We start from the raw sequence: 18,636 nt of genomic DNA on the forward strand, positions 1-18,636 counted from the left end.
GCCTTGGCCGGCGAAGCGCTGGTCCGGCAGTTGCTCGACCACGCCGAGCGCCTTGCCGGCGCCCGCATTCCCGACCTCGTCGCGGCCGACCCAGCCCGTGCACAGGCCATGGCGCTGCGCGTGGGTCCGGTGTATGCGAGCTTCGCGCGCCAGCGACTGGACGCTCCGACCCTGGCCACGCTCGGCGAACTTGCCGGGCATGTGCGCCTGTCGCTGGCGCTGCGCGCCCTGGTCGATGGTGCCGAGGTCAATGTGTCCGAAGGCCGGCCCGCGCTGCACACGGCGCTGCGCTCGGATATCGGTGGCAGCGAAGTCGCGCAACGCGCGCACGCCGACGCGCTGGCCGCGCGCGAGCGCATGGCGGGGCTGGTGGCGTCGCTGCGCGAATCCGGCGTCACCGATATCGTCAACATCGGCATCGGTGGTTCGGATCTTGGGCCGCGGCTTGTGGTGGATGCGCTGAAGGATTTCAACGACGGCCGCTTCCGCCTGCACTTCGTCAGCAACGTCGATGGCAGCGAGGTGCAGCACGCACTGCGCGGCCTGGATCCGGCGCGCACCGCGGCAATCCTGGTGTCCAAGAGCTTCGGTACCCAGGAGACGCTGCTCAACGGCGCGGTCGTTCGCGACTGGCTGGATGGCGGCGAGCGCCTGTACGCGGTCAGCGCCAACGTGGCCGCGGCCGAGGCCTTCGGCGTCGCGCCGGAGCGCGTGCTGCCGATGTGGGACTGGGTCGGCGGGCGCTATTCGCTGTGGTCGGCGGTCGGATTCGCGATCGCGCTGGCGGTGGGCATGGATGGATTCGAGGCCCTGCTCGCCGGCGCCGCGGACATGGATGCGCACGCGGTCGAAGCGCCGCTCGAGGCCAACCTGCCGATTCGCCACGCGCTGGTGGCGGTCTGGAACCGCAACGCGCTCGGCCTGCCCACGCAGGCCGTGCTGCCTTATGACCAGCGCCTGGCGCACCTGCCCGCCTACCTGCAGCAGCTGGTGATGGAAAGCCTGGGCAAGTCGGTGCGCAGCGACGGCCGCGCGCCCGGCGTGGCGACCGTGCCGGTGGTCTGGGGTGGCGCCGGCACCGGCGCCCAGCACAGTTTCTTCCAGGCGCTGCACCAGGGCACCGACGTGGTGCCGGCCGATTTCATCGGCGTGGTGCGGCCGGCGCATGCGCACCGTGGCAACCACGAGGCGCTGCTGGCCAACCTGCTGGCCCAGGCCGAGGCGCTGGGCAATGGTCACGCCGCCGATGATCCACAGAAGGCGTATCCCGGCAACCGGCCCTCGACCCTGTTCCTGCTCGACGAACTCACGCCGCATTCGCTTGGCGCGCTGCTGGCGATGTACGAGCACAGCGTCTACGCGCAGTCGGTGCTGTGGGGCATCAACGCCTTTGACCAGTGGGGCGTGGAGCTTGGCAAGCGGATCGCAGGTGAACTGCTGCCGGCGGTGCGCGGCGAGTGTGAGGCGGGCGATGCGGTGACGCGGGCGCTGCTGGCGGAGATCCGCACGCACCGCTGAATCGCGTGGGCCCGCGCGCTGTGGATCGCGCGAACCGGCTCTCCCCTGCAGGAGCAGCTACAGCTGCGATCTCGGCCTGCCTGGAATCCGGTCGCAGCCATAGCTGCTCCTGCAAACGAGAGGGGCTGTTCAGCTGAAGCCATGCCGCGCCAGCGCCCAGACCACGTGCTCGCGGATCACCGGGTCCGGATGGTCGCGGCGCGTGCCGAGCGCCTGCAGCACGCCCGGCGTGGTCGGCGCGTTGCCCAGTGCGATGGCGATGTTGCGCAGCCAGCGCGCGTGCCCGCTGCGGCGCAGCGCGCTGCCTTCGGTCCGGCGCAGGAACTCGTCTTCTTCCCACGCGAACAGTTCGGCCAGGCCTGCGGTGTCGAGCGCGTTGCGGGCCCGGAAGTCGGGTTCGTCGTGGCGGCGGGCGAACTTGTTCCAGGGGCAGACCAGCTGGCAGTCGTCGCAGCCGAAGATGCGGTTGCCCATCAGCGGCCGCAGCTCTTCGTCGATCGAGCCTTCGTGCTCGATGGTGAGGTAGCTGATGCAGCGCCGCGCATCCAGCACGTTCGGGCCCAGGATTGCCTGGGTCGGGCAGACGTCGATGCAGCGCCTGCAGCTGCCGCAGTGCGGTGTCGCCGGCGGATCGGGGGGCAGGGCGATGTCGAGGTAGAGCTCGCCGAGGAAGAACCAGGAGCCGCCGTCGCGGTCGATCAGGCAGGTGTGCTTGCCGATCCAGCCCAGGCCGGCGTTGCGCGCCAGCGCGCGTTCGAGCACCGGCGCGGAGTCTACGAAGACGCGGTGGCCAAAGGGACCGATCTCGGTGGCGATGCGGTCGGCCAGCCTCTGCAGGCGGTTGCGCATCAGCTTGTGGTAGTCGCGGCCCAGCGCGTAGCGCGCCACGTAGGCGCGCTCGCCATCGGCCAGCGTCGCCCAGGCCTCGACGTCGTCGCGGCGGCCGTAGTCCAGGCCCACCGAAAGCACGCTGATCGTGCCCGGCACGAGTTCCTGCGGCCGCGAGCGCTTGTCGCCGTGGCGCGCCATCCAGTCCATCGAGCCGTGGAAGTCGCGCGCCAACCAGTCGCGCAGGTGGCCCTCGTCGTCGCCCAGGTCGATGCCGGTGATGCCGCAGCGCTGGAACCCGGCCTCGCGCACCAGCCCGCGGATCAACGCGGCAAGCGCAGCGGGATCGGGCGGGGTGGCGGATCGCGGGGCGATCGCAGCGCTGGCAGGAAGCTGGGACATGGCGCGCCAAGTATAGAATCCGGGCCATGCACGCCTCCCGAACCGACGCGGCCACGCCGCTGTACGACATTGCAGGCATCCGCCGCATCGAGGCGCAGGCGATTGCCCTGCTTGCCGGCGACGACTTCGCCCTGATGCAGCGCGCGGGCGCTGCCGCCTGGCGCTTCCTGCTGCAGCACTGGCCGCAGGCACAGCGCATCGTCGTGGCCTGCGGCCCGGGCAACAACGGCGGCGACGGCTATGTGCTGGCAAGGCACGCGCTCGAATCCGGGCGCGACGTGCGCGTGCTGCACGCCGGTGGCCAGGCACCGCGCAGCACGCTGGCCAAGCGTGCGGCGGCCGGATTCCTCGAGGCTGGCGGTGCCGTGGACGTGGCGGCAGCTCTTCCACCCGCTTGCGATGTCGTCGTCGACGCGATGTTCGGCATCGGCTTCGCCGGCCGCGCCGACGGTGCCTGCACCGCGATGATCGCGGCGATTGCCGGAAGCGGCGCGGAGGTCCTTGCGCTCGACGTGCCGTCCGGAGTGGATGCGTCCTGCGGGGACGTGCCCGGAATCGCCGTGCGCGCGAGCCGTACGCTGCAGTTTCTCGGCGACCACGCGGGGCTGGCGACGGGCGCGGCCCTCGATCACGTCGGCGACCTGGCCATGGCACCGCTCGACATCCCGCATGCCGCGCTCGACGGCGTGCGGCCTGCGGCCTGGCGGCTGCGTGCAGGGGCACTGGGAGCGCTGCTGCCGCGGCGCGCCCGCACCGCGCACAAGGGAAGCTCGGGCCATGTGCTGCTGGTCGGTGGCAACCACGGCATGGGCGGCGCGGTGCTGCTTGCGGCAGGCGCGGCGCTGCGGGCGGGCGCGGGCCTGGTCAGTGTCGCCACGCGCGCGGGGCATGTGGCGCCCCTGCTGGCGCGGACGCCCGAGGTGATGGCACATGCACTCGAAGACCCCGTCGACCTTGCGCCGCTGCTGGCCGCGGCCGACGTCTGTGCGATCGGGCCCGGGCTGGGCAGCGATGCGTGGGCGGCAGGCCTCATGGATGCGGTGATCGCCGGCGCGCGCGCGCTGGTGGTCGACGCCGATGCCTTGAACCTCACTGCCGCGAGCCCGCACAGCCTTCCGGCCGATACCGTGCTGACGCCCCATCCAGGCGAAGCCGCACGCCTGCTCGGGTGCACGGTGGGCGAGGTCGAACATGACCGCATCGCCGCGGCGCATGCGCTGTGCGCGCGCAATGGCTGCGTGGTGGTGCTCAAGGGCGCCGGCAGCGTGGTGGCCGCGCCCGACGCGCGTGCCTGGGTCATCGATGCCGGCAATCCGGGCATGGCCGTGGGCGGCATGGGCGATGCGCTGACCGGAATCATTGCCGCGCTGCGCGCCCAGGGCCTCCCGGCGGCCGAAGCCGCGGTCGCCGGCGCGCTGCAGCACGCCGTGGCGGGCGACCATGCGGCGGCAGCGGGCGGTACCCGCGGGCTGCTGCCCAGTGACCTCATCGCGTCCCTGCGTGAAGTGGGGCAGGGCTGATGGACGCCCGCGCACGCAGCATGTTCCTGCCCGATGCCGCGGCGACCGCGCTGCTGGCCGACGCGCTGGCCACCACCCAGCCGGACCTCGCCGTGGTGCACCTTCATGGCGATCTCGGCGCAGGCAAGTCGACCCTGGCCCGCGCCTGGCTGCGGGCGCTGGGCGTGTCCGGCCCGGTGCGCAGCCCCACCTACACCCTGGTCGAGCGCTATCCGCTCGCCTCCGGTGGCGAGGCGCTGCACCTGGACCTGTATCGCATCGGTGATGCCGGCGAACTCGAGTTCCTGGGCCTGGACGACGCCGATGCGCGGCTGTGGCTGGTGGAATGGCCGGAGCGGGGCCTGGGCGCCCTGCCGGTGCCCGACCTCGAGGTCCACCTTGGTGTCGAGGGAGACGGCCGAAGCTGCCGGCTGGCATTCCGGGGCGTGGCGGGCGAGAGCTGGCTGGCCGCGTTGGACGAGCGACGCCGTTTGCGCATGCTTCCTGAACCCAGCCCGTAGGAAGGGCGGGCAGGTCCCGGATTCATAAGGGAAAAAATGTTGCAAAGATGCCGAAGTGGTGCTTGACTACGGCCATGCGCGTCCGCAGCTCCAATCTCCAGCAGTTCGTGCTCGGCGCGGCCCTCGTGGCTGCCCTGCTCTGGAACTTCGCGAAAGCCGCTGAAATCAACGACCTGCGCCTGAGTGCCGGCCCCACGGGCACGCGCGCCGAACTCAGGCTCGACGCCGAGGCGGAATACAAGCTGATCGCGCTGTCGGCACCCGACCGCCTGGTCGTGGACTTCCCGAGCAGCCGGCTCGCCCTTCGAGCCGGCCCTCCGGCGGGCGCGGGCGTGGTCAAGGCGGTGCGTACGGGGCAGCCGACGCCCGGAACCACGCGCGTGGTGTTCGACCTGTCGATGCCGGTGGTGGTCCTCGCACCACGTTTCGAAGCCGGCTCCGACGGCACCCGGCTGGTGCTGGAATGGCCCGGTGACCACGCTGGCGCGCCTGCGGTAGCAGGCGGCACTGTGCCGGTGGCGCAGGCACCCGCTCCGGTTGACCGGATCGCGCAGATCGCGGCCGCGAGCCAGTCCGGCGCCTCGACGGGTGCGGCAGTGGCCGGTCCCGCCGCGGCCGCTCCCGCCCCTGATCCCGCGCGCGCGTCCGCCGATGCCACCTCCCGCCTGATCGCAAACCTTCCCGCCGCCGGCGCCACCGCGCCCGCGGTCCCGTCCACGGCATCCCCGCAGCGGCCGCAGCCATCGAGCGATCCGTCGCCGCGGCAGGCGGTGCCGACCACCGTCGCCACCGGCGTGCCAACGCCGGTCCAGCGCGAGCCCGTCGTGCAGCCCGCGCCGAAGCCGGCGGTCGCCAACGCCGCGCAGTCGGCTGCCAGCGGTGCGACCCGCCCGCTGGTGATCTCCATCGATGCCGGCCACGGCGGCCAGGACCCCGGCGCCGTCGGCCCCACCGGCAAGCGCGAGAAGGACATCAACCTCGCCATCGCGCGCGAACTCGCGCGCCAGGTCAACGCCACGCCGGGCCTGAAGGCGCACCTGGTGCGCGATGCCGACGTCTTCATTCCGCTCAACCGCCGCGCGCAGCTGGCGCGCGCCGCCGGCGCCGACATGTTCATCTCGCTGCACGCCGATGCCGCGGAGAACCGCAGCGCCAAGGGCTCGTCGGTGTACGTGCTGTCGCTCAAGGGCGCGTCCTCGCAGCGCGCGCGCTGGCTGGCCGACAAGGAAAACGCCGCCGACCTGATCGGCGGCGGCAAGGTCGCGACCTCCGACAGCATGCTCACCAACGTCCTGCTCGATCTCACCCAGAGCGGGCAGATGAAGGCCTCCGAAGACGCCGGCAACCATATCCTCGCGGGCCTCAAGCGCATCGGCAACAACCACAAGCCGCACATCGAGCGCGCCAACTTCGCGGTGCTGCGCACCTCGGACATGCCTTCGATGCTGGTGGAAGCCGCCTTCCTTTCGAACCCCGAAGAAGAAAAGCGCCTGATCGACCCGACCTTCCAGGGCAACGTCGCGCGCGCGGTGCTGGACGGGGTCAAGACCTATTTCACCAGCCAGCCGCCGCCGGGCACGCTGTTTGCGATGCGCGCATCCGCGGATGGCGTGCCGGTCGCGAGCGGCGGCAGCCGCTGAGGGCGGCAAGCTCGCTTATCATCGGGTCTGGCCCCTATCAGCCGGACGCACAGCGGCCGGTGCCCGCGACCTCTTGAGCATCCGCCAGCTTCCCGACACCCTCGTCAACCAGATCGCCGCCGGCGAGGTCATCGAACGCCCGGCGTCGGTGGTCAAGGAGCTGGTCGAGAACGCGCTCGACGCCGGCGCGCGCCGCGTCGACATCGACCTGGAGGAAGGCGGCGTGCGCCTGATGCGGATCCGCGATGACGGCGGTGGCATCGCGGCGGAGCAGTTGCCGCTCGCGGTGTCGCGGCATGCGACCAGCAAGATCGCATCGCTGGACGACCTTGAGGTGGTGGCCACGCTCGGCTTCCGTGGCGAAGCGCTGCCGTCGATCGCATCGGTCAGCCGCTTCACCATCACTTCGCGGCGCGACGGCGAGGGGCATGGCGCAAGCCTTCAGGTCGACGGCGGGCGCGTCGGCGAGGTGCTGCCGAAGGCGCATCCGCAGGGCACCACGGTCGAGATCCGCGACCTGTTCTACAACGTGCCGGCGCGGCGCAAGTTCCTGCGCGCCGAGCGCACCGAGCTCGGCCACATCGAAGAATGGCTGCGCTCGCTGGCCTTGGCGCGCCCGGACGTCGAACTGCGGGTCACGCACAACGGCCGTGCGTCGCGTCGCTATCGCGGCGGTGGTGATGGGCTCGATTTCGACGAAGGGGCGGGGCGCCTGCTCGAAACCCTGGGCGAAGCCTTTGCGCAGGCCGCGCTGCGGGTCGAGCATGCCGTCGGTCCCCGCCCGGGCGACGACGGCCGGAGCGACGGGCCCGCGCTGCGCCTGCACGGCTGGATCGCGCAGCCAAGCTACTCGCGCGCCAGCGCCGACCAGCAGTACCTCTACGTCAACGGCCGCGCCGTCCGCGACCGCAGCGTCGCGCACGCGGTGAAACAGGCCTATGCCGACGTCCTGTTCCACGGCCGCCAGCCGGCCTACGTGCTGTTCCTGGAGCTGGATCCGGCGCGGGTGGACGTGAACGTGCACCCGGCCAAGCATGAAGTGCGTTTCCGCGATTCGCGGATGGTCCACGATTTCGTCTATCGCACGCTGCATCAGGCGCTTGCCGACACCCGCGCTGGCAACGCCCCACTGGTCGCGGCGGTCAGCACCCAGGGCGTGGTCTCGCGCGAGCTGGCGGCGCGCGTGGCCGAACAGTCGAACCTGTCGCTGCGCGGCGACCCGCTGCGGGATGCGCATGCGCTGCTTTATGGCGCCGGACATGCCGTGTCGGAAGGCGGCGGGGTCGCGTACGCAGACGGTGTCCCGGGCGCGGGTATCGCACTCGGAGCAGCGCGTGCGGCGCAGGCCGGGGGAACGTACACCGGTGCGTCGGCCGCACTGCCTGATACCGGCGACGACGGCATCCCGCCGCTCGGCTTCGCCGTGGCACAGCTGCACGGCATCTTCATCCTCGCCGAAGCCGCCGACGGCATGGTCGTGGTCGACATGCACGCCGCCCATGAGCGCATCGGCTACGAGAAGCTCAAGACCGCGCACGACGGCGCCGGCCTGCGCCTGCAGCCGCTGCTGGTGCCGCAGGCGGTGGCGGTGAGCGAGCGCGAGGCCGACATTGCCGAGCGCGAGGCCGCGACCCTAGCCGAGCTCGGCTTCGAGGTTTCGCGCACCGGTCCGCAATCGCTGCTGCTGCGGGGCGTGCCGGCGCTGCTGGCCCAGGGCGATACCGAGGCCCTGCTGCGCGACGTGCTCGCCGACCTGCGCGAACATGGCGAGAGCCGCCGCGTGCGCGCTGCCCGCGACGAGCTGCTGTCAACCATGGCCTGCCACGGCGCGGTGCGCGCGCACCGGCGCCTGACCATCGCCGAAATGAACGCGCTGCTGCGCGACATGGAGGCCACCGAACGTTCGGGACAGTGCAACCACGGGCGCCCGACGTGGACGCGATTCTCGCTCGCCGATATCGACCGCTGGTTCCTGAGGGGACGCTGATGACCAGACACCTGCCGCCTGCCGCCTTCGCTGCGTGCATCCTGTTCGCCGTCGCGCTGGCGGGATGTGGTTCCGATGCGCCACCGGCCGGTGGCGACCATCAGGCCACCGGCGTGGCGCGGACCAGTCCGGCACTGACCGCGGCCGAGGCCGAGTGGCGCAGCGAGCGACGCGAAGGCCTGCTGGCCGTAGATGGCTGGACCAGCCTGGTCGGCCTGCACCGGCTCGAGCTGCGCGCGCACTACGTCGGCAACAGCGCCACCAGCGGGATCCGCCTGGGCCACGGTCCGGAGAAGCTCGGCCTGGTGCAGCAGGAGGGCGGCCGGGTGTACTTCACGCCTGAAAAAGGCGTGGACGTGGCCGTGGGCGACGCGCCGGTCCGCGGTCGCATAGAGATGCACGACGCCCTCGATGCGGAACCGACGGAGCTGCTGTTCGACGATGGCATGGGCAGGCTTTCGCTGATCACGCGCGGCGGTCAGCGCGCGCTGCGGGTCAAGCACGCGGAGGCGAGCGGGCGTACCGGCTTCGGCGAGCTGGAGTACTGGCCGGTGAATGCGGACTGGCTGGTCGAGGCGCGCTTCGAGCCGCATCCCGCCGGGCGCACCATCGACATCGCCAACATCGTCGGCGGCATCGACCCGCTTCCCAATCCGGGCGCGGTGGAATTCAGCAGGGACGGCGTCGACTACAGGCTCGAGGCCATCGACGGCGAGGACGGCGGCCTGTTCCTGATCTTTGCCGACCGCACCAACGGCCACGCCAGCTATGGCGCCGGCCGTTACCTGGATACCGCGCCGCCGGATGCGGCTGGCCGGGTGATCCTCAATTTCAACCGCGCCTACAATCCGCCCTGCGCCTTCACCGACTTCGCCACCTGCCCGCTGCCACCGCCGGAAAACCGGCTCGAGCTCGCGGTGACCGCGGGCGAGAAGGCCTACGCGAAACCGGGCAGCACGCCGCGGCAGGCCGGCAGCCAGGCCGCCGACGCCGACGCTGGCACCGGCGCCTGATCCCTGAAACCTGAAACCCGAACCCGAATCCCAGCAAAGGACCGCCATGCTCAACATCCACCGCGCCCGCGGGACCCTGTTCTCCGGCGCGCTTGCGGCAACGCTCGCCCTCGCGGCCACCGCCACCGTGATCGCCGCTCCGGTGCCGCCGGCGGACGCGCAGCCCGGCGCTGCCGCCGCCGCGGCTCAGGCGCCTCCGGTGCCGCTGCTGTGGAAGGTGTCCGACGAAGACAACTCGCTGTACCTGCTCGGCTCGTTCCACCTGCTGCTTCCCACGGACTATCCGCTGTCGCGCGACGTCGACATGGCTTTCGCCGACGCCGAAAAACTGGTGTTCGAGATCGCCCCGGACGAGCTGGCCTCGCCGCAGCTCGGCCTGCAGATGGCCCGGGCGGCAATGCGCACCGACGGCAGCACGCTTGACGACGAGCTGGGCCCGGAGCTGGCGGCGAAGCTTGCCGCCTGGGGCAGCGACAACGCCGCGCAGCTGGCCGCCACCGGCTTGACCGTCGAGGTGCTGCAGCGCTTCGAGCCCTGGTTCGTGGGCATGATGGTGACCATCAGCCAGATGACCGGGCTCGGCTTCGATCCCGCCATCGGGCTCGACGCGCACATGGGCGGGCTGGCGGAGGCCGCGCAGAAGCCGGTGGCGGGGCTGGAGACCGGTGCCCTGCAGATCGCCTTCCTCGACGGAATGGACACCGGCGAGCAGCTGCAGATGCTCGAGCAGGCGCTTGAACAGGCCGAAGCGGGTGCGGAGCAGATGCTCGCCCTGCACGGCGCCTGGCGAGCCGGCGATACACAAGCGATCATCGATGGCACGATCGCCGAGATGCGCCGCGAATTCCCCGCGCTGTACCAGGTGATCAACGTCGCGCGCAACGACGCCTGGGTGCCGAAGCTGGAAGCGCGGCTTCGCGAGGACGGCAGCGACGACAGCCTGGTGGTGGTCGGCGCCATGCACCTGCTGGGCGAGGACGGCGTGGTCGAGAAGCTGCGTGCGAAGGGCTATGCGGTGGAGCGGGTGTGTTCGGCGTGCGCTCGGCCGTGAGCGGGGATCCGCGTGCGCGCTACCACGAGGCCATAGATGCCCTGAACCGCGGCGACTGGCCCAGGGCGCAGTCGCTGGCGATGGCGCTGCTGCGCGAGGTGCCGCCGCATGCGGGCGTGTGCTTCGTGGCCGGCGTCGCCGCCCGCGAACAGCTGCAGATCCCGCTGGCGATCGAGCTGCTGGAGCAGGCGGTCCGCATCAATCCCGGGCGCCCGGACTATTTCGCGCAGCTGGCGCGCGCGCTGGCCCAGGCCAGCGAGCCCACGCGCGCGCACGAGGCCGCCGAGCGCGGCGCGGCGCTTCCGGGAGCCGATGCGACCACGCTCGACGCCCTTGGCCTTGCCTACACCGCCACCCACGACTATGTCCGGGCCGCGGAAATGTTCAGGCGCGCGGCGAAGATCGTGCCGGACTCGGCGCGCTTCCAGTACAACCACGCCACGGCCCTGATCCATGCCGGTGATACCGACGCCGCGGAACGGGCGCTCGACGCCTGCCTGCGCATCGACCCGACCTACTGGAAGGCCTACCTTTCGCGCGCGCAGCTGCGGCGGCACTCGCCCGAGGACAATCATATCGCCGGGCTCGAACACGTCCGCGAAGGGCTTGGCGACGACGCCATGGCGGTCCTGTGCGTGGATCTGGCCCTGTCCAGGGAGCTCGAGGACTGCGGCCGGCACGAGGAGGCGTTCGAGCGCCTGGTCTCGGGCAAGCGCGCCTGGCGGAGGCAGTCGCCGGCCTACACCAGCGCCAGCGACGAGGCTCTGTTCCAGGCGCTGGTCGGCGCCTGTCCGTCGCCTCCCGCCGATGGTGGCTGCGACAGCGACGCGCCGATCTTCGTCATCGGCCTGCCACGCTCGGGAACGACGCTCGTCGAGCGCGTGCTCAGCAGCCATTCTCAGGTGCACGCGGCCGGGGAGCTGCAGAACTTCAGCGTCGCGCTCAAGCGCGCGACCGGGAGCCGGACGCCGCCCGTGCTGGACCTGGACGTGGTCGAACGCAGCCGCGGCGGCCTGGACTGGAAGGCGCTGGGCGAGGCCTACCTGGCCAGCACGCGGCCCGGGACGGCGGCTGCGCCGCGCTTTGTCGACAAGCTCCCGCACAACTTCCTCTATGCCGGCTGCATCGCCGCGGCGCTGCCGAGGGCGCGGATCATCTGCCTGCGCCGGAACCCTATGGACAGCGTGCTCGGCAATTTCAGGCAGCTGTTCGCGCTCGGGTCGCCGATGTACGAGTACTCCTTCGACCTGTTGGACACGGCGCGTTACTACGTCCTGTTCGACCGGATGATGCGCAGCTGGCAGGAGCGCCTGGCTGGGCGGATCCTTGAAGTGTCGTACGAGGGCCTGGTGGACGACTTCGAGTCCGGCGCGCGGCGCCTGGTCGACTTCTGCGGCCTGCATTGGGAAGACGCCTGCCTGCGGTTCGAGGAGAACCCGGCACCGGTGGCCACGGCCAGTGCCGCGCAGGTGCGCGAGCCGGTCAACCGGCGCGCGATCGGTCGCTGGAAACGCTACGAACGCGAGCTTCAGCCGGTCCGCGAGCTGCTGGAGGCCGCCGGCATCGCCGTCGACGACTGAGCCGGCAGCATCACGATGCAGTCCACCGGGCAGGCCGGGACGCACAGCCGGCACCCGGTGCACAGCGGCTCCATCACCACGTGCATGCGCTTGCTGCCGCCGATGATCGCATCGACCGGGCAGGCCTGGATGCACTTGGTGCAGCCGATGCAGTCGGCTTCGACCACGAGCGCGAGCTCGGGCGGGCGGTGCTCGCCCAGGCTGCGGTCGTAGGACAGGGGCGGGACGCCGAGCAGACTCGCCAGCGCCCGTGCGCCGGCATCGCCACCCGGCGGGCAGCGATCCACGCCGGCCCCGCCGGCGGCCATGGCCTCGGCATAGGGCCGGCAGCCGGCGTAGCCGCATTGGCCGCACTGGGTCTGCGGGAGCAGGCGGTCGAGGCGTTCGACCAGGGCGTCTTCGCGGCGGGCGCCCATGGCGGGCTCAGCGCACCGGCATCCCGGGCCGGGCCGCGGCGTCGGCGCCCAGCAGGGCCAGTTCGCCGCCGTCGAAGCCGGCGGACAGGATCATGCCCTCGCTCAGGCCGAAACGCATCTTGCGCGGCGCCAGGTTGGCGATGAACACGACCTTGCGCCCGACCAGGGCGGCCGGCTCGCCGTAGCTGGCGCGGATGCCGGAGAAGACCTGGCGCGTGCCCAGCTCGCCGGCGTCGAGTTCGAAGCGCAGCAGCTTGTCCGAGCCGTCCACGAAGTCGCAGGCGACGACCTGGCCGATGCGCAGGTCGAGCTTCGCGAAGTCGTCGATGGTGATGGTTGGCGACGCGGCCTCGCCGTCCGCCGCGGTTGCCGGCGCAGCGGCCGGCGTGGACCGTGGCGCGGCCGCGGCATCGGCCGCGACATCGGGCGAGGCTTTCGCCTGCGCCGGGGCGGCACCCGTCGCGGTGGCATCGCGGGGCTTGAGGTCGTCCTTGCTGGATTCGATCATGGCGTTGACCTGCTTCGGGTCGATGCGGGTGAACAGCGGCTGGTAGGCGCGGATGCGATGCGCAAGCAGGGGCGCATCGAGGTCTTCCCAACGCGCCAGCGGCGCATCGAGGAAGTCCGCGACCTGCGAGGCCATCGCCGGCAGCACGGGCTGCAGCGCACCGGCGAGCACCCGGAACAGGTTCAGGCCCTGCGTGCAGACTTCCTGCAGCTCGGCGTCGGCGCCATCCTGCTTCGCGATCACCCAGGGCTTGCGCTCGTCGATCCAGCGGTTGGCCTCGTCGGCCAGCGCCATCACCTGGCGCAGCACGCTGGCGGGCTCGTTGCATTCATACGCCTCGCGCACCGGCGCCAGCGCGGCCACGAAGCGCGCGTACATGTCCGGCTCCGGCAGCCTGCCGGCGAGCATGCCGTCGAAGCGCTTGCCGATGAAGCCGGCGCAGCGGCTGGCAAGGTTCACGAACTTGCCGACGATGTCCGAATTCACCCGGGCCACGAAGTCGGCGAGGTTGAGGTCGATGTCCTCGACGCCGCCCCCGGACTTGGCCGCGAAGTAGTAGCGCAGCGCCTCGGCCGGCAGGCCGGCATCAAGCCAGGTCCGCGCCATCACGAAGGTCCCGCGAGACTTCGACATTTTCGCGCCGTCGACGGTCAGGTAGCCGTTGACGTGCAGGCGCGTCGGCGCGCGATGGCCGCTGCCGTGCAGCACCGCGGGCCAGAACAGGCCGTGGAAATTGATGATGTCCTTGCCGATGAAGTGGTGCATTTCGGTCTGGCTGGCGGGCGCGGTGAATGCCGCGTAGTCCAGGCCTTCGCGTTCGCACAGCGCTTGGAAGCTCGCCAGATAGCCGATCGGCGCGTCGATCCAGACGTAAAGGTACTTGCCGGGGTGGCCCGGAATCTCGAAGCCGAAGTAGGGCGCGTCGCGGGAGATGTCCCAGGCGCGCAGGCCGCCTTCGCCGTCGACCCATTCCAGCAGCTTGGCCTTGACCCCCGGCACCGCGACGTCGCCGGCGAGCCACTCGCGCAGGAAGGCCTCGAAGTGGCCGACTTCGAAGAAGAAGTGCTCGCTGTCGCGCATCTCCGGCGTGGCACCGCTGACTACGGAATACGGCTCCAGCAGTTCCGTGGGTGAGTACGTGGCGCCACAGTGCTCGCAGTTGTCGCCGTACTGGTCGGCGGTGCCGCAGCGCGGGCAGCGGCCCTTGACGTAGCGGTCGGGCAGGAACATGCCCTTGGCCGGGTCGTAGAGCTGGGCGACCGAGCGCCGGGTGATGTGGCCGGCGTCGTCGAGGCGCTTGTAGATCGCTTCGGTGATCTCGCGGTTGCGCTGCGAATGCGTGGAATCGTAGTTGTCGAAAGCGACGCCGAAGTCGGCGAAGTCGCGCTCGTGCCCGGCCTGGATTCCGGCGACGAAAGCCTCAGGCGTGGTCCCGGCCTTCTCGGCGGCCAGCATGATCGGCGTGCCATGGGTGTCGTCGGCGCAGACGTAATGCACGGTGCCGCCGGCCATGCGCCGCGCGCGTACCCAGACGTCGGCCTGCACGTAGCCGACCAGGTGGCCAATGTGCAGGGGACCGTTGGCATAGGGTAGGGCGTTGGTGACCAGTGCGGGGCGTGACATGGCGTGGCTGCGTGCGGAAGGACGCGAATTATCGCATGCCCGCCTGGAGCGTCCCCGGTCGCGGCAGGCCCGGAAACGACAGGGCCCGGCGCTGGCCGGGCCCTTCGTGCGGTTGAAGGAACGGAGGACTAGATCCGTTCCCAGACCTGGGACTTGCAGAAGAAGGCCACGCACCCCGACACCTTGAGCTTCGTGCCGTTTTCCACCAGCTCCATCTTCGACTTGTAGACCTTGCCCTCGTCGGGCTTGAGGATGGTGCCGCCCGACCAGGAGGCGCCGTCGGCCTTCATGCCGCGGATGATCTCCATGCCGGTGATCGGCTTGTCCTTGCGGTCGTCCTTGCACTTGTCGCAGGCGGGGTTGGGCTTGCTGGGGTCGATGAGTTCGACAATGCGGCCACTGAGCGTGCCGTTCGCTGCCTGGGTGATCTCGACGATCGATTTCGCCTTGTTGGTCTCGTCGTCGATGGTCTTCCAGCGCCCGGTGGGCGACGACGCCTGTGCGAAGGCGAGCGTGGGCAGCACGAGGAGCAGGGGCAGGGCGGCTTGCATCAGGCGCATTTCAGGACTCCGGGACAGGGACCGACGAAGGTGGTGGGCCGTCGGCCGCATCGTGCCGGACAGCCAGCCGCCACGATACCCGTCCCCGCCCCGGAAAGAAAAAGTTCATCCCCCTGCCTCCACGGCGGGCACGGACCTTTTGCGCGGTGGTGGACGGGGGCAACGTCGACGCAGACGTCGCAATCGGGCGGTCTCACCGGATCAAGCGGCACAGGCACAGGTACAGCCGCGGCCACGCCGGCGAGCGCGACGCTCTTGATCTCCGTCCCGAAGCCAAGAAGCGCCACGGGCCGTCCCGTGCACAGGGGATGTGCGTACAGCCGGCCATGGATGGCCGGCGGCCGGCTTTCCCTCAATCGGGAGAAGAACCAAAAAAAGGGCCCCGGTTTCCCGGGGCCCTCCGTGTTGCGGCAGAGGCTTGCTGGCCGGATCAGCGGCCGAAGAGGTAACGCGCCTCCAGGTAGTACGCACGGCCATACACGTTCCACACCGAGCTGTTGTACGGCGCGCCCGAGGTGTTGAGGTACGAATCGTCGATCGGCGGCATGTCGTTGAACAGGTTGTTCACCAGCAGCGAGAAGCTGATGTTCTCGAGCGGCGACCAGCTGAACGACGCGTTGTAGGTCGTGAACGAACCGATCTTGTGCGACAGCGGATCGTCATAGGTGTCGACCACGCGGGCGCGATAGTTCGGCGTCGAACCGGTCCAGTTGGCATACAACGTGGATGACAGGTTGTTCTTCGTCCAGGTCACCGAGGCATCCGCCTTGCGCTGTGGATCCGAGGACCACCACGGGCGGCGCAGCATGTCCACCATCCCGTCTTCCGCATACTGCTGGTATTCGTGGCTCAGCTTCTGCGTGTAGTTGGCACGGAGGTTGAACTCGCCCACCACGCCCGCGTCGACGGCGTAGTTGATGCCGGCGGTGAGGGCCTCGAGCGTTTGCCGCGACACGTTGACCTTCGGGGTGTAGATCTCGTTCACGTTGCCCGTGGCGCCGCGCGTGATCTGCGACAGGGTCATCTGGCAGAGCGTCGAGCTGATTTCATCGATTCCGGTACGGCAGCGGTATTCCTGCAGCATCAGGGCGTCGGGGCTCTGCTGGGTGACCTCGTCCTCGATGTCCCAGCTGTGGTAGTCGAGGCTGACGGACATGCGGTCGATCGGCGCCCACACCACGCCGGCGCTCCAGACGTCGGCATTGATCGGGTCGAGCTCGGTGCTGCCTTCCTGGACGCCGAAGACCTGGCGGTTGCCGTAGGCGGCGGGGCAGTTCGTCGTGCTACCCGGCTCGAAGCCCAGGAGCGAGCAGTTGTAGTAGTCGGTGACGAAGGTGTAGTAGCCGCTTTCGCCCTGGTAGAGGTCGGACAGGGTCGGGGAGCGGAACGCGGTGCCGTACTTGCCGCGGAGCAGCAGGGTGTCGCTCGGACGCCACTCGAGGCCGAGGCTGTAGGTCGGCTTGTCGATGGTGCGGCCGGAAGCCTTGAACGAGTCGTAGCGGCCCGCCAGGGTGACGGTCAGCGGCTCGAGTACCGGCATGCGCAGCTCGGTCACCACGGCGTAGCGGTCGCGGTCGCCGCCGCCGGCAACGGCGGTGGTGCCCCAGATGTCGCCATTCAGATAGCCCGGGTGCGGATCGTAGCTCCAGGACTGCTGGCCGTACTCCAGCGCCACGGCCAGGCCGGCGTCGCCGCCCGGCATGCCGAACAGGCTGGCGTTGGTGACCTGGGCGCGGATCATCTCGTCTTCGGTCTTGCTGCGCGACACGGCGTAGCCGGTCATCGCGGCGAAGTCCTCGGGCGAGATCGGCTGGTAGAACGCCGCGTAGTCCGGCTCGAAGACCGGGTAGGCGCCGAACAGCGGATCCCAACCCAGCTGCGGGCCGAGGACGCGCTCCTGGAAGTAGTCGTTCATCGCGTCGGCCCAGCGGACCCAACCATGCTCGTTGAGCTCGTAGTCGGTGCGGGTGTAGCCGATGTCGTAGTCCCAGGCGGAGTCGCCGAAGGTCCCGTTCACACCGAACGTGATGCGCATGGACTCGCTCTTGTCGCGCTGCATCGTGTTCTCGTAGCCGCCCTGGCCCATGTCTTCGGGGGCGAAGGAGCGCTGCAGGCCGAGGAGCGAGCCGGGGGGCAGTCCGGCAAGGCAGGCCGGATCAGGGTCTTCGCCGCAGAAATAGCCGCCGTACGCGTCAGCGATGTCATTGCCCACGCGCGGGTCGAAGTAGTAGCCCCATCCGGGGCCGGTGCCCCACCAGGTGTAGTTGGAGCCGACGTGGTACTTCACCGTCTCGCGGCTGTACAGCGCGCTGGCGTACAGCTGGGTGGAATCGTTGATGTCGAAGGTCAGGTTGCCGTAGGCCTGGGTGGCTTCCTTCGAGTTGAGCAGGGTGCGGTAGCCGGGGCTGTTGTACGAACCGCAGTAATAGCCGTCGCCGAAGCCGGGACGCTCGGCCAGGCCCTCGCCGCCGTCGAACAGGTGTTCGACGTTCGCGCAGTTGTTCGGGTCCACCCACTTGTAGCTGGTGAAGGGGCTGTGGACCAGGAAGTCGCGGCTTGCCGGGCGGGCGCCCTGGCCCCCTTCGAAGTAGGTCTTGGTCATGTCGCGGTCGTAGCCCCAGATCGCGCCACGCTCTTCGTACTGGGCCCCAAGCAGGACGTTCAGGCGGTCCTCGACGCCGGAGAAACCGGTGGCGACGCTGGCGCGGAAGCTGTTGCCGCCGCCCTCGCTGTAGCCGCCGCCGCGGATGTTCAGGGCGACGCCTTCCATGCGCTTCTTCAGGATGACGTTGATCACGCCCGCGATCGCATCAGAACCGTACAGCGAGGACTGGCCGCCGGGCAGGATCTCGATGCGCTCGATCAGGTCGATCGGGATGCCGCTGATGTTGTTGAAGGTGTCGGAGCCGTTGTACAGCGCCGGATAGTTGGCCATCGGGCGGCCGTCGATCAGGTACTTCACGTAGCCCGGGGGCAGGCCGAACAGACTGACCGTCTCCGCGCCCTGCGTGAACGACGCCGACGACTGCGCGCCCTGCACGCCGCCGGTGGCGAACGAGCTCTTCTGCAGCACGTCGGACACGCTGGTGAAGCCGCGCGCCTGGATGTCCGCGGCGGTGATCACCGTGACCGGAGTGAACGTCTCGATTTCGGTCTGCGGGATCAGCGAGCCGGTCACGGTGACGCGGTCAAGCGTCGTGGCGCTGCTGGAGGTAGTGGTGCTCTCGTCCCCGGCGGCCTCCTGGGCCATCGCGAGTCCGGTAACGGACATCGACAGCGCGGCGACGAGCGCCATGCTGAGCGAATTGGGCTTGAAGCCGGTTCGGCGCTGTTGAGTCATTCTGATCCCCTGCATTTGCACGTTAATGCTCTGAAGAGCTGGTCGTTTTGAAAAGCCTTTCCGATTGCGTCCCGTTGCCTCTCCTTCCCAGGGACAACGGTCATCGGAACTTAACATGCACTTAACCGCATTGCCATAGAGACGGTGGGC

Annotated in this window: 13 protein-coding genes; 8 read left to right on the plus strand and 5 right to left on the minus strand. The window is 70.0% G+C overall.

The window, feature by feature from the left end:
• Nucleotides 1-3: 3 nt before the first annotated feature.
• Nucleotides 4-1,518 (plus strand): glucose-6-phosphate isomerase, encoded by a 1,515-nt coding sequence (gene pgi, locus WCE37_RS02725; RefSeq protein WP_343278027.1) that lies wholly within the window; start codon nt 4-6, stop codon nt 1,516-1,518.
• Nucleotides 1,519-1,647: 129 nt separating this feature from the next.
• On the opposite strand, the gene queG is transcribed toward pgi, so the two are convergent.
• Entirely contained in the window at nt 1,648-2,748 is a 1,101-nt protein-coding gene (queG, locus tag WCE37_RS02730; protein WP_343278028.1) for a tRNA epoxyqueuosine(34) reductase QueG, read from the minus strand.
• Nucleotides 2,749-2,774: 26 nt separating this feature from the next.
• Here queG and WCE37_RS02735 point away from each other — a divergent pair, with 26 nt between their 5' ends.
• The 7 genes from WCE37_RS02735 to WCE37_RS02765 all read left to right on the plus strand — a co-directional run bounded on the left by WCE37_RS02735 (nt 2,775) and on the right by WCE37_RS02765 (nt 12,039).
• Nucleotides 2,775-4,268, plus strand: a complete 1,494-nt coding sequence (locus WCE37_RS02735) for an NAD(P)H-hydrate dehydratase (RefSeq protein WP_343278029.1) — start codon at nt 2,775-2,777, stop codon at nt 4,266-4,268.
• A gap of 20 nt (nt 4,269-4,288) precedes the next feature.
• Nucleotides 4,289-4,768, plus strand: coding sequence for a tRNA (adenosine(37)-N6)-threonylcarbamoyltransferase complex ATPase subunit type 1 TsaE (tsaE, locus tag WCE37_RS02740; RefSeq protein WP_343278071.1), 480 nt, complete (start codon nt 4,289-4,291; stop codon nt 4,766-4,768).
• 74 nt (nt 4,769-4,842) lie between these two features.
• On the plus strand, nt 4,843-6,408 hold the full coding sequence (locus tag WCE37_RS02745) for an N-acetylmuramoyl-L-alanine amidase (RefSeq protein ID WP_343278030.1): 1,566 nt from the start codon (nt 4,843-4,845) through the stop codon (nt 6,406-6,408).
• Between the two features lie 73 nt (nt 6,409-6,481).
• Entirely contained in the window at nt 6,482-8,395 is a 1,914-nt protein-coding gene (gene mutL / locus WCE37_RS02750; protein ID WP_343278031.1) for a DNA mismatch repair endonuclease MutL, read from the plus strand.
• Entirely contained in the window at nt 8,395-9,408 is a 1,014-nt protein-coding gene (locus WCE37_RS02755; protein WP_343278032.1) for a DUF1684 domain-containing protein, read from the plus strand. Before mutL ends, WCE37_RS02755 begins: the two co-directional genes overlap by 1 nt.
• Nucleotides 9,409-9,454: 46 nt before the next feature.
• The gene (locus WCE37_RS02760) at nt 9,455-10,459 is read left to right on the plus strand and encodes a TraB/GumN family protein (protein ID WP_343278033.1); all 1,005 of its coding nucleotides are present in this window, start codon (nt 9,455-9,457) and stop codon (nt 10,457-10,459) included.
• Nucleotides 10,456-12,039 (plus strand): sulfotransferase, encoded by a 1,584-nt coding sequence (locus WCE37_RS02765; RefSeq protein WP_343278034.1) that lies wholly within the window; start codon nt 10,456-10,458, stop codon nt 12,037-12,039. Before WCE37_RS02760 ends, WCE37_RS02765 begins: the two co-directional genes overlap by 4 nt.
• Here WCE37_RS02765 and rnfB read toward each other — a convergent pair.
• The 4 genes from rnfB to WCE37_RS02785 form a co-directional block, all read right to left on the minus strand.
• On the minus strand, nt 11,988-12,455 hold the full coding sequence (gene rnfB / locus WCE37_RS02770; protein WP_343278035.1) for an Rnf electron transport complex subunit RnfB: 468 nt from the start codon (nt 12,453-12,455) through the stop codon (nt 11,988-11,990). The genes WCE37_RS02765 and rnfB overlap by 52 nt on opposite strands.
• Nucleotides 12,456-12,462: 7 nt before the next feature.
• Nucleotides 12,463-14,586 carry a methionine--tRNA ligase gene (gene metG, locus WCE37_RS02775; protein WP_343278036.1) on the minus strand — a complete coding sequence of 708 codons (2,124 nt, stop codon included), beginning with the start codon at nt 14,584-14,586 and terminating at the stop codon, nt 12,463-12,465.
• A gap of 128 nt (nt 14,587-14,714) precedes the next feature.
• Nucleotides 14,715-15,146 carry a DUF2147 domain-containing protein gene (locus WCE37_RS02780; protein ID WP_343278037.1) on the minus strand — a complete coding sequence of 144 codons (432 nt, stop codon included), beginning with the start codon at nt 15,144-15,146 and terminating at the stop codon, nt 14,715-14,717.
• A gap of 430 nt (nt 15,147-15,576) precedes the next feature.
• Nucleotides 15,577-18,486, minus strand: coding sequence for a TonB-dependent receptor (locus WCE37_RS02785; protein ID WP_343278038.1), 2,910 nt, complete (start codon nt 18,484-18,486; stop codon nt 15,577-15,579).
• Nucleotides 18,487-18,636 lie beyond the last annotated feature (150 nt).

Source organism: Luteimonas sp. MJ250, from assembly GCF_039548455.1.
Taxonomy (GTDB): domain Bacteria; phylum Pseudomonadota; class Gammaproteobacteria; order Xanthomonadales; family Xanthomonadaceae; genus Luteimonas.

What these genes read in the sequence shown, in the direction of transcription:
- rnfB (WP_343278035.1), bottom strand. Translation starts at nt 12,455, where the DNA reads ATGGGCGCCCGCCGCGAAGACGCCCTGGTCGAACGCCTCGACCGCCTG.
- WCE37_RS02760 (WP_343278033.1), top strand. Translation starts at nt 9,455, where the DNA reads ATGCTCAACATCCACCGCGCCCGCGGGACCCTGTTCTCCGGCGCGCTT.
- metG (WP_343278036.1), bottom strand. Translation starts at nt 14,586, where the DNA reads ATGTCACGCCCCGCACTGGTCACCAACGCCCTACCCTATGCCAACGGT.
- queG (WP_343278028.1), bottom strand. Translation starts at nt 2,748, where the DNA reads ATGTCCCAGCTTCCTGCCAGCGCTGCGATCGCCCCGCGATCCGCCACC.
- WCE37_RS02780 (WP_343278037.1), bottom strand. Translation starts at nt 15,146, where the DNA reads ATGCGCCTGATGCAAGCCGCCCTGCCCCTGCTCCTCGTGCTGCCCACG.
- WCE37_RS02755 (WP_343278032.1), top strand. Translation starts at nt 8,395, where the DNA reads ATGACCAGACACCTGCCGCCTGCCGCCTTCGCTGCGTGCATCCTGTTC.
- WCE37_RS02745 (WP_343278030.1), top strand. Translation starts at nt 4,843, where the DNA reads ATGCGCGTCCGCAGCTCCAATCTCCAGCAGTTCGTGCTCGGCGCGGCC.
- WCE37_RS02735 (WP_343278029.1), top strand. Translation starts at nt 2,775, where the DNA reads ATGCACGCCTCCCGAACCGACGCGGCCACGCCGCTGTACGACATTGCA.
- WCE37_RS02785 (WP_343278038.1), bottom strand. Translation starts at nt 18,486, where the DNA reads ATGACTCAACAGCGCCGAACCGGCTTCAAGCCCAATTCGCTCAGCATG.
- tsaE (WP_343278071.1), top strand. Translation starts at nt 4,289, where the DNA reads ATGTTCCTGCCCGATGCCGCGGCGACCGCGCTGCTGGCCGACGCGCTG.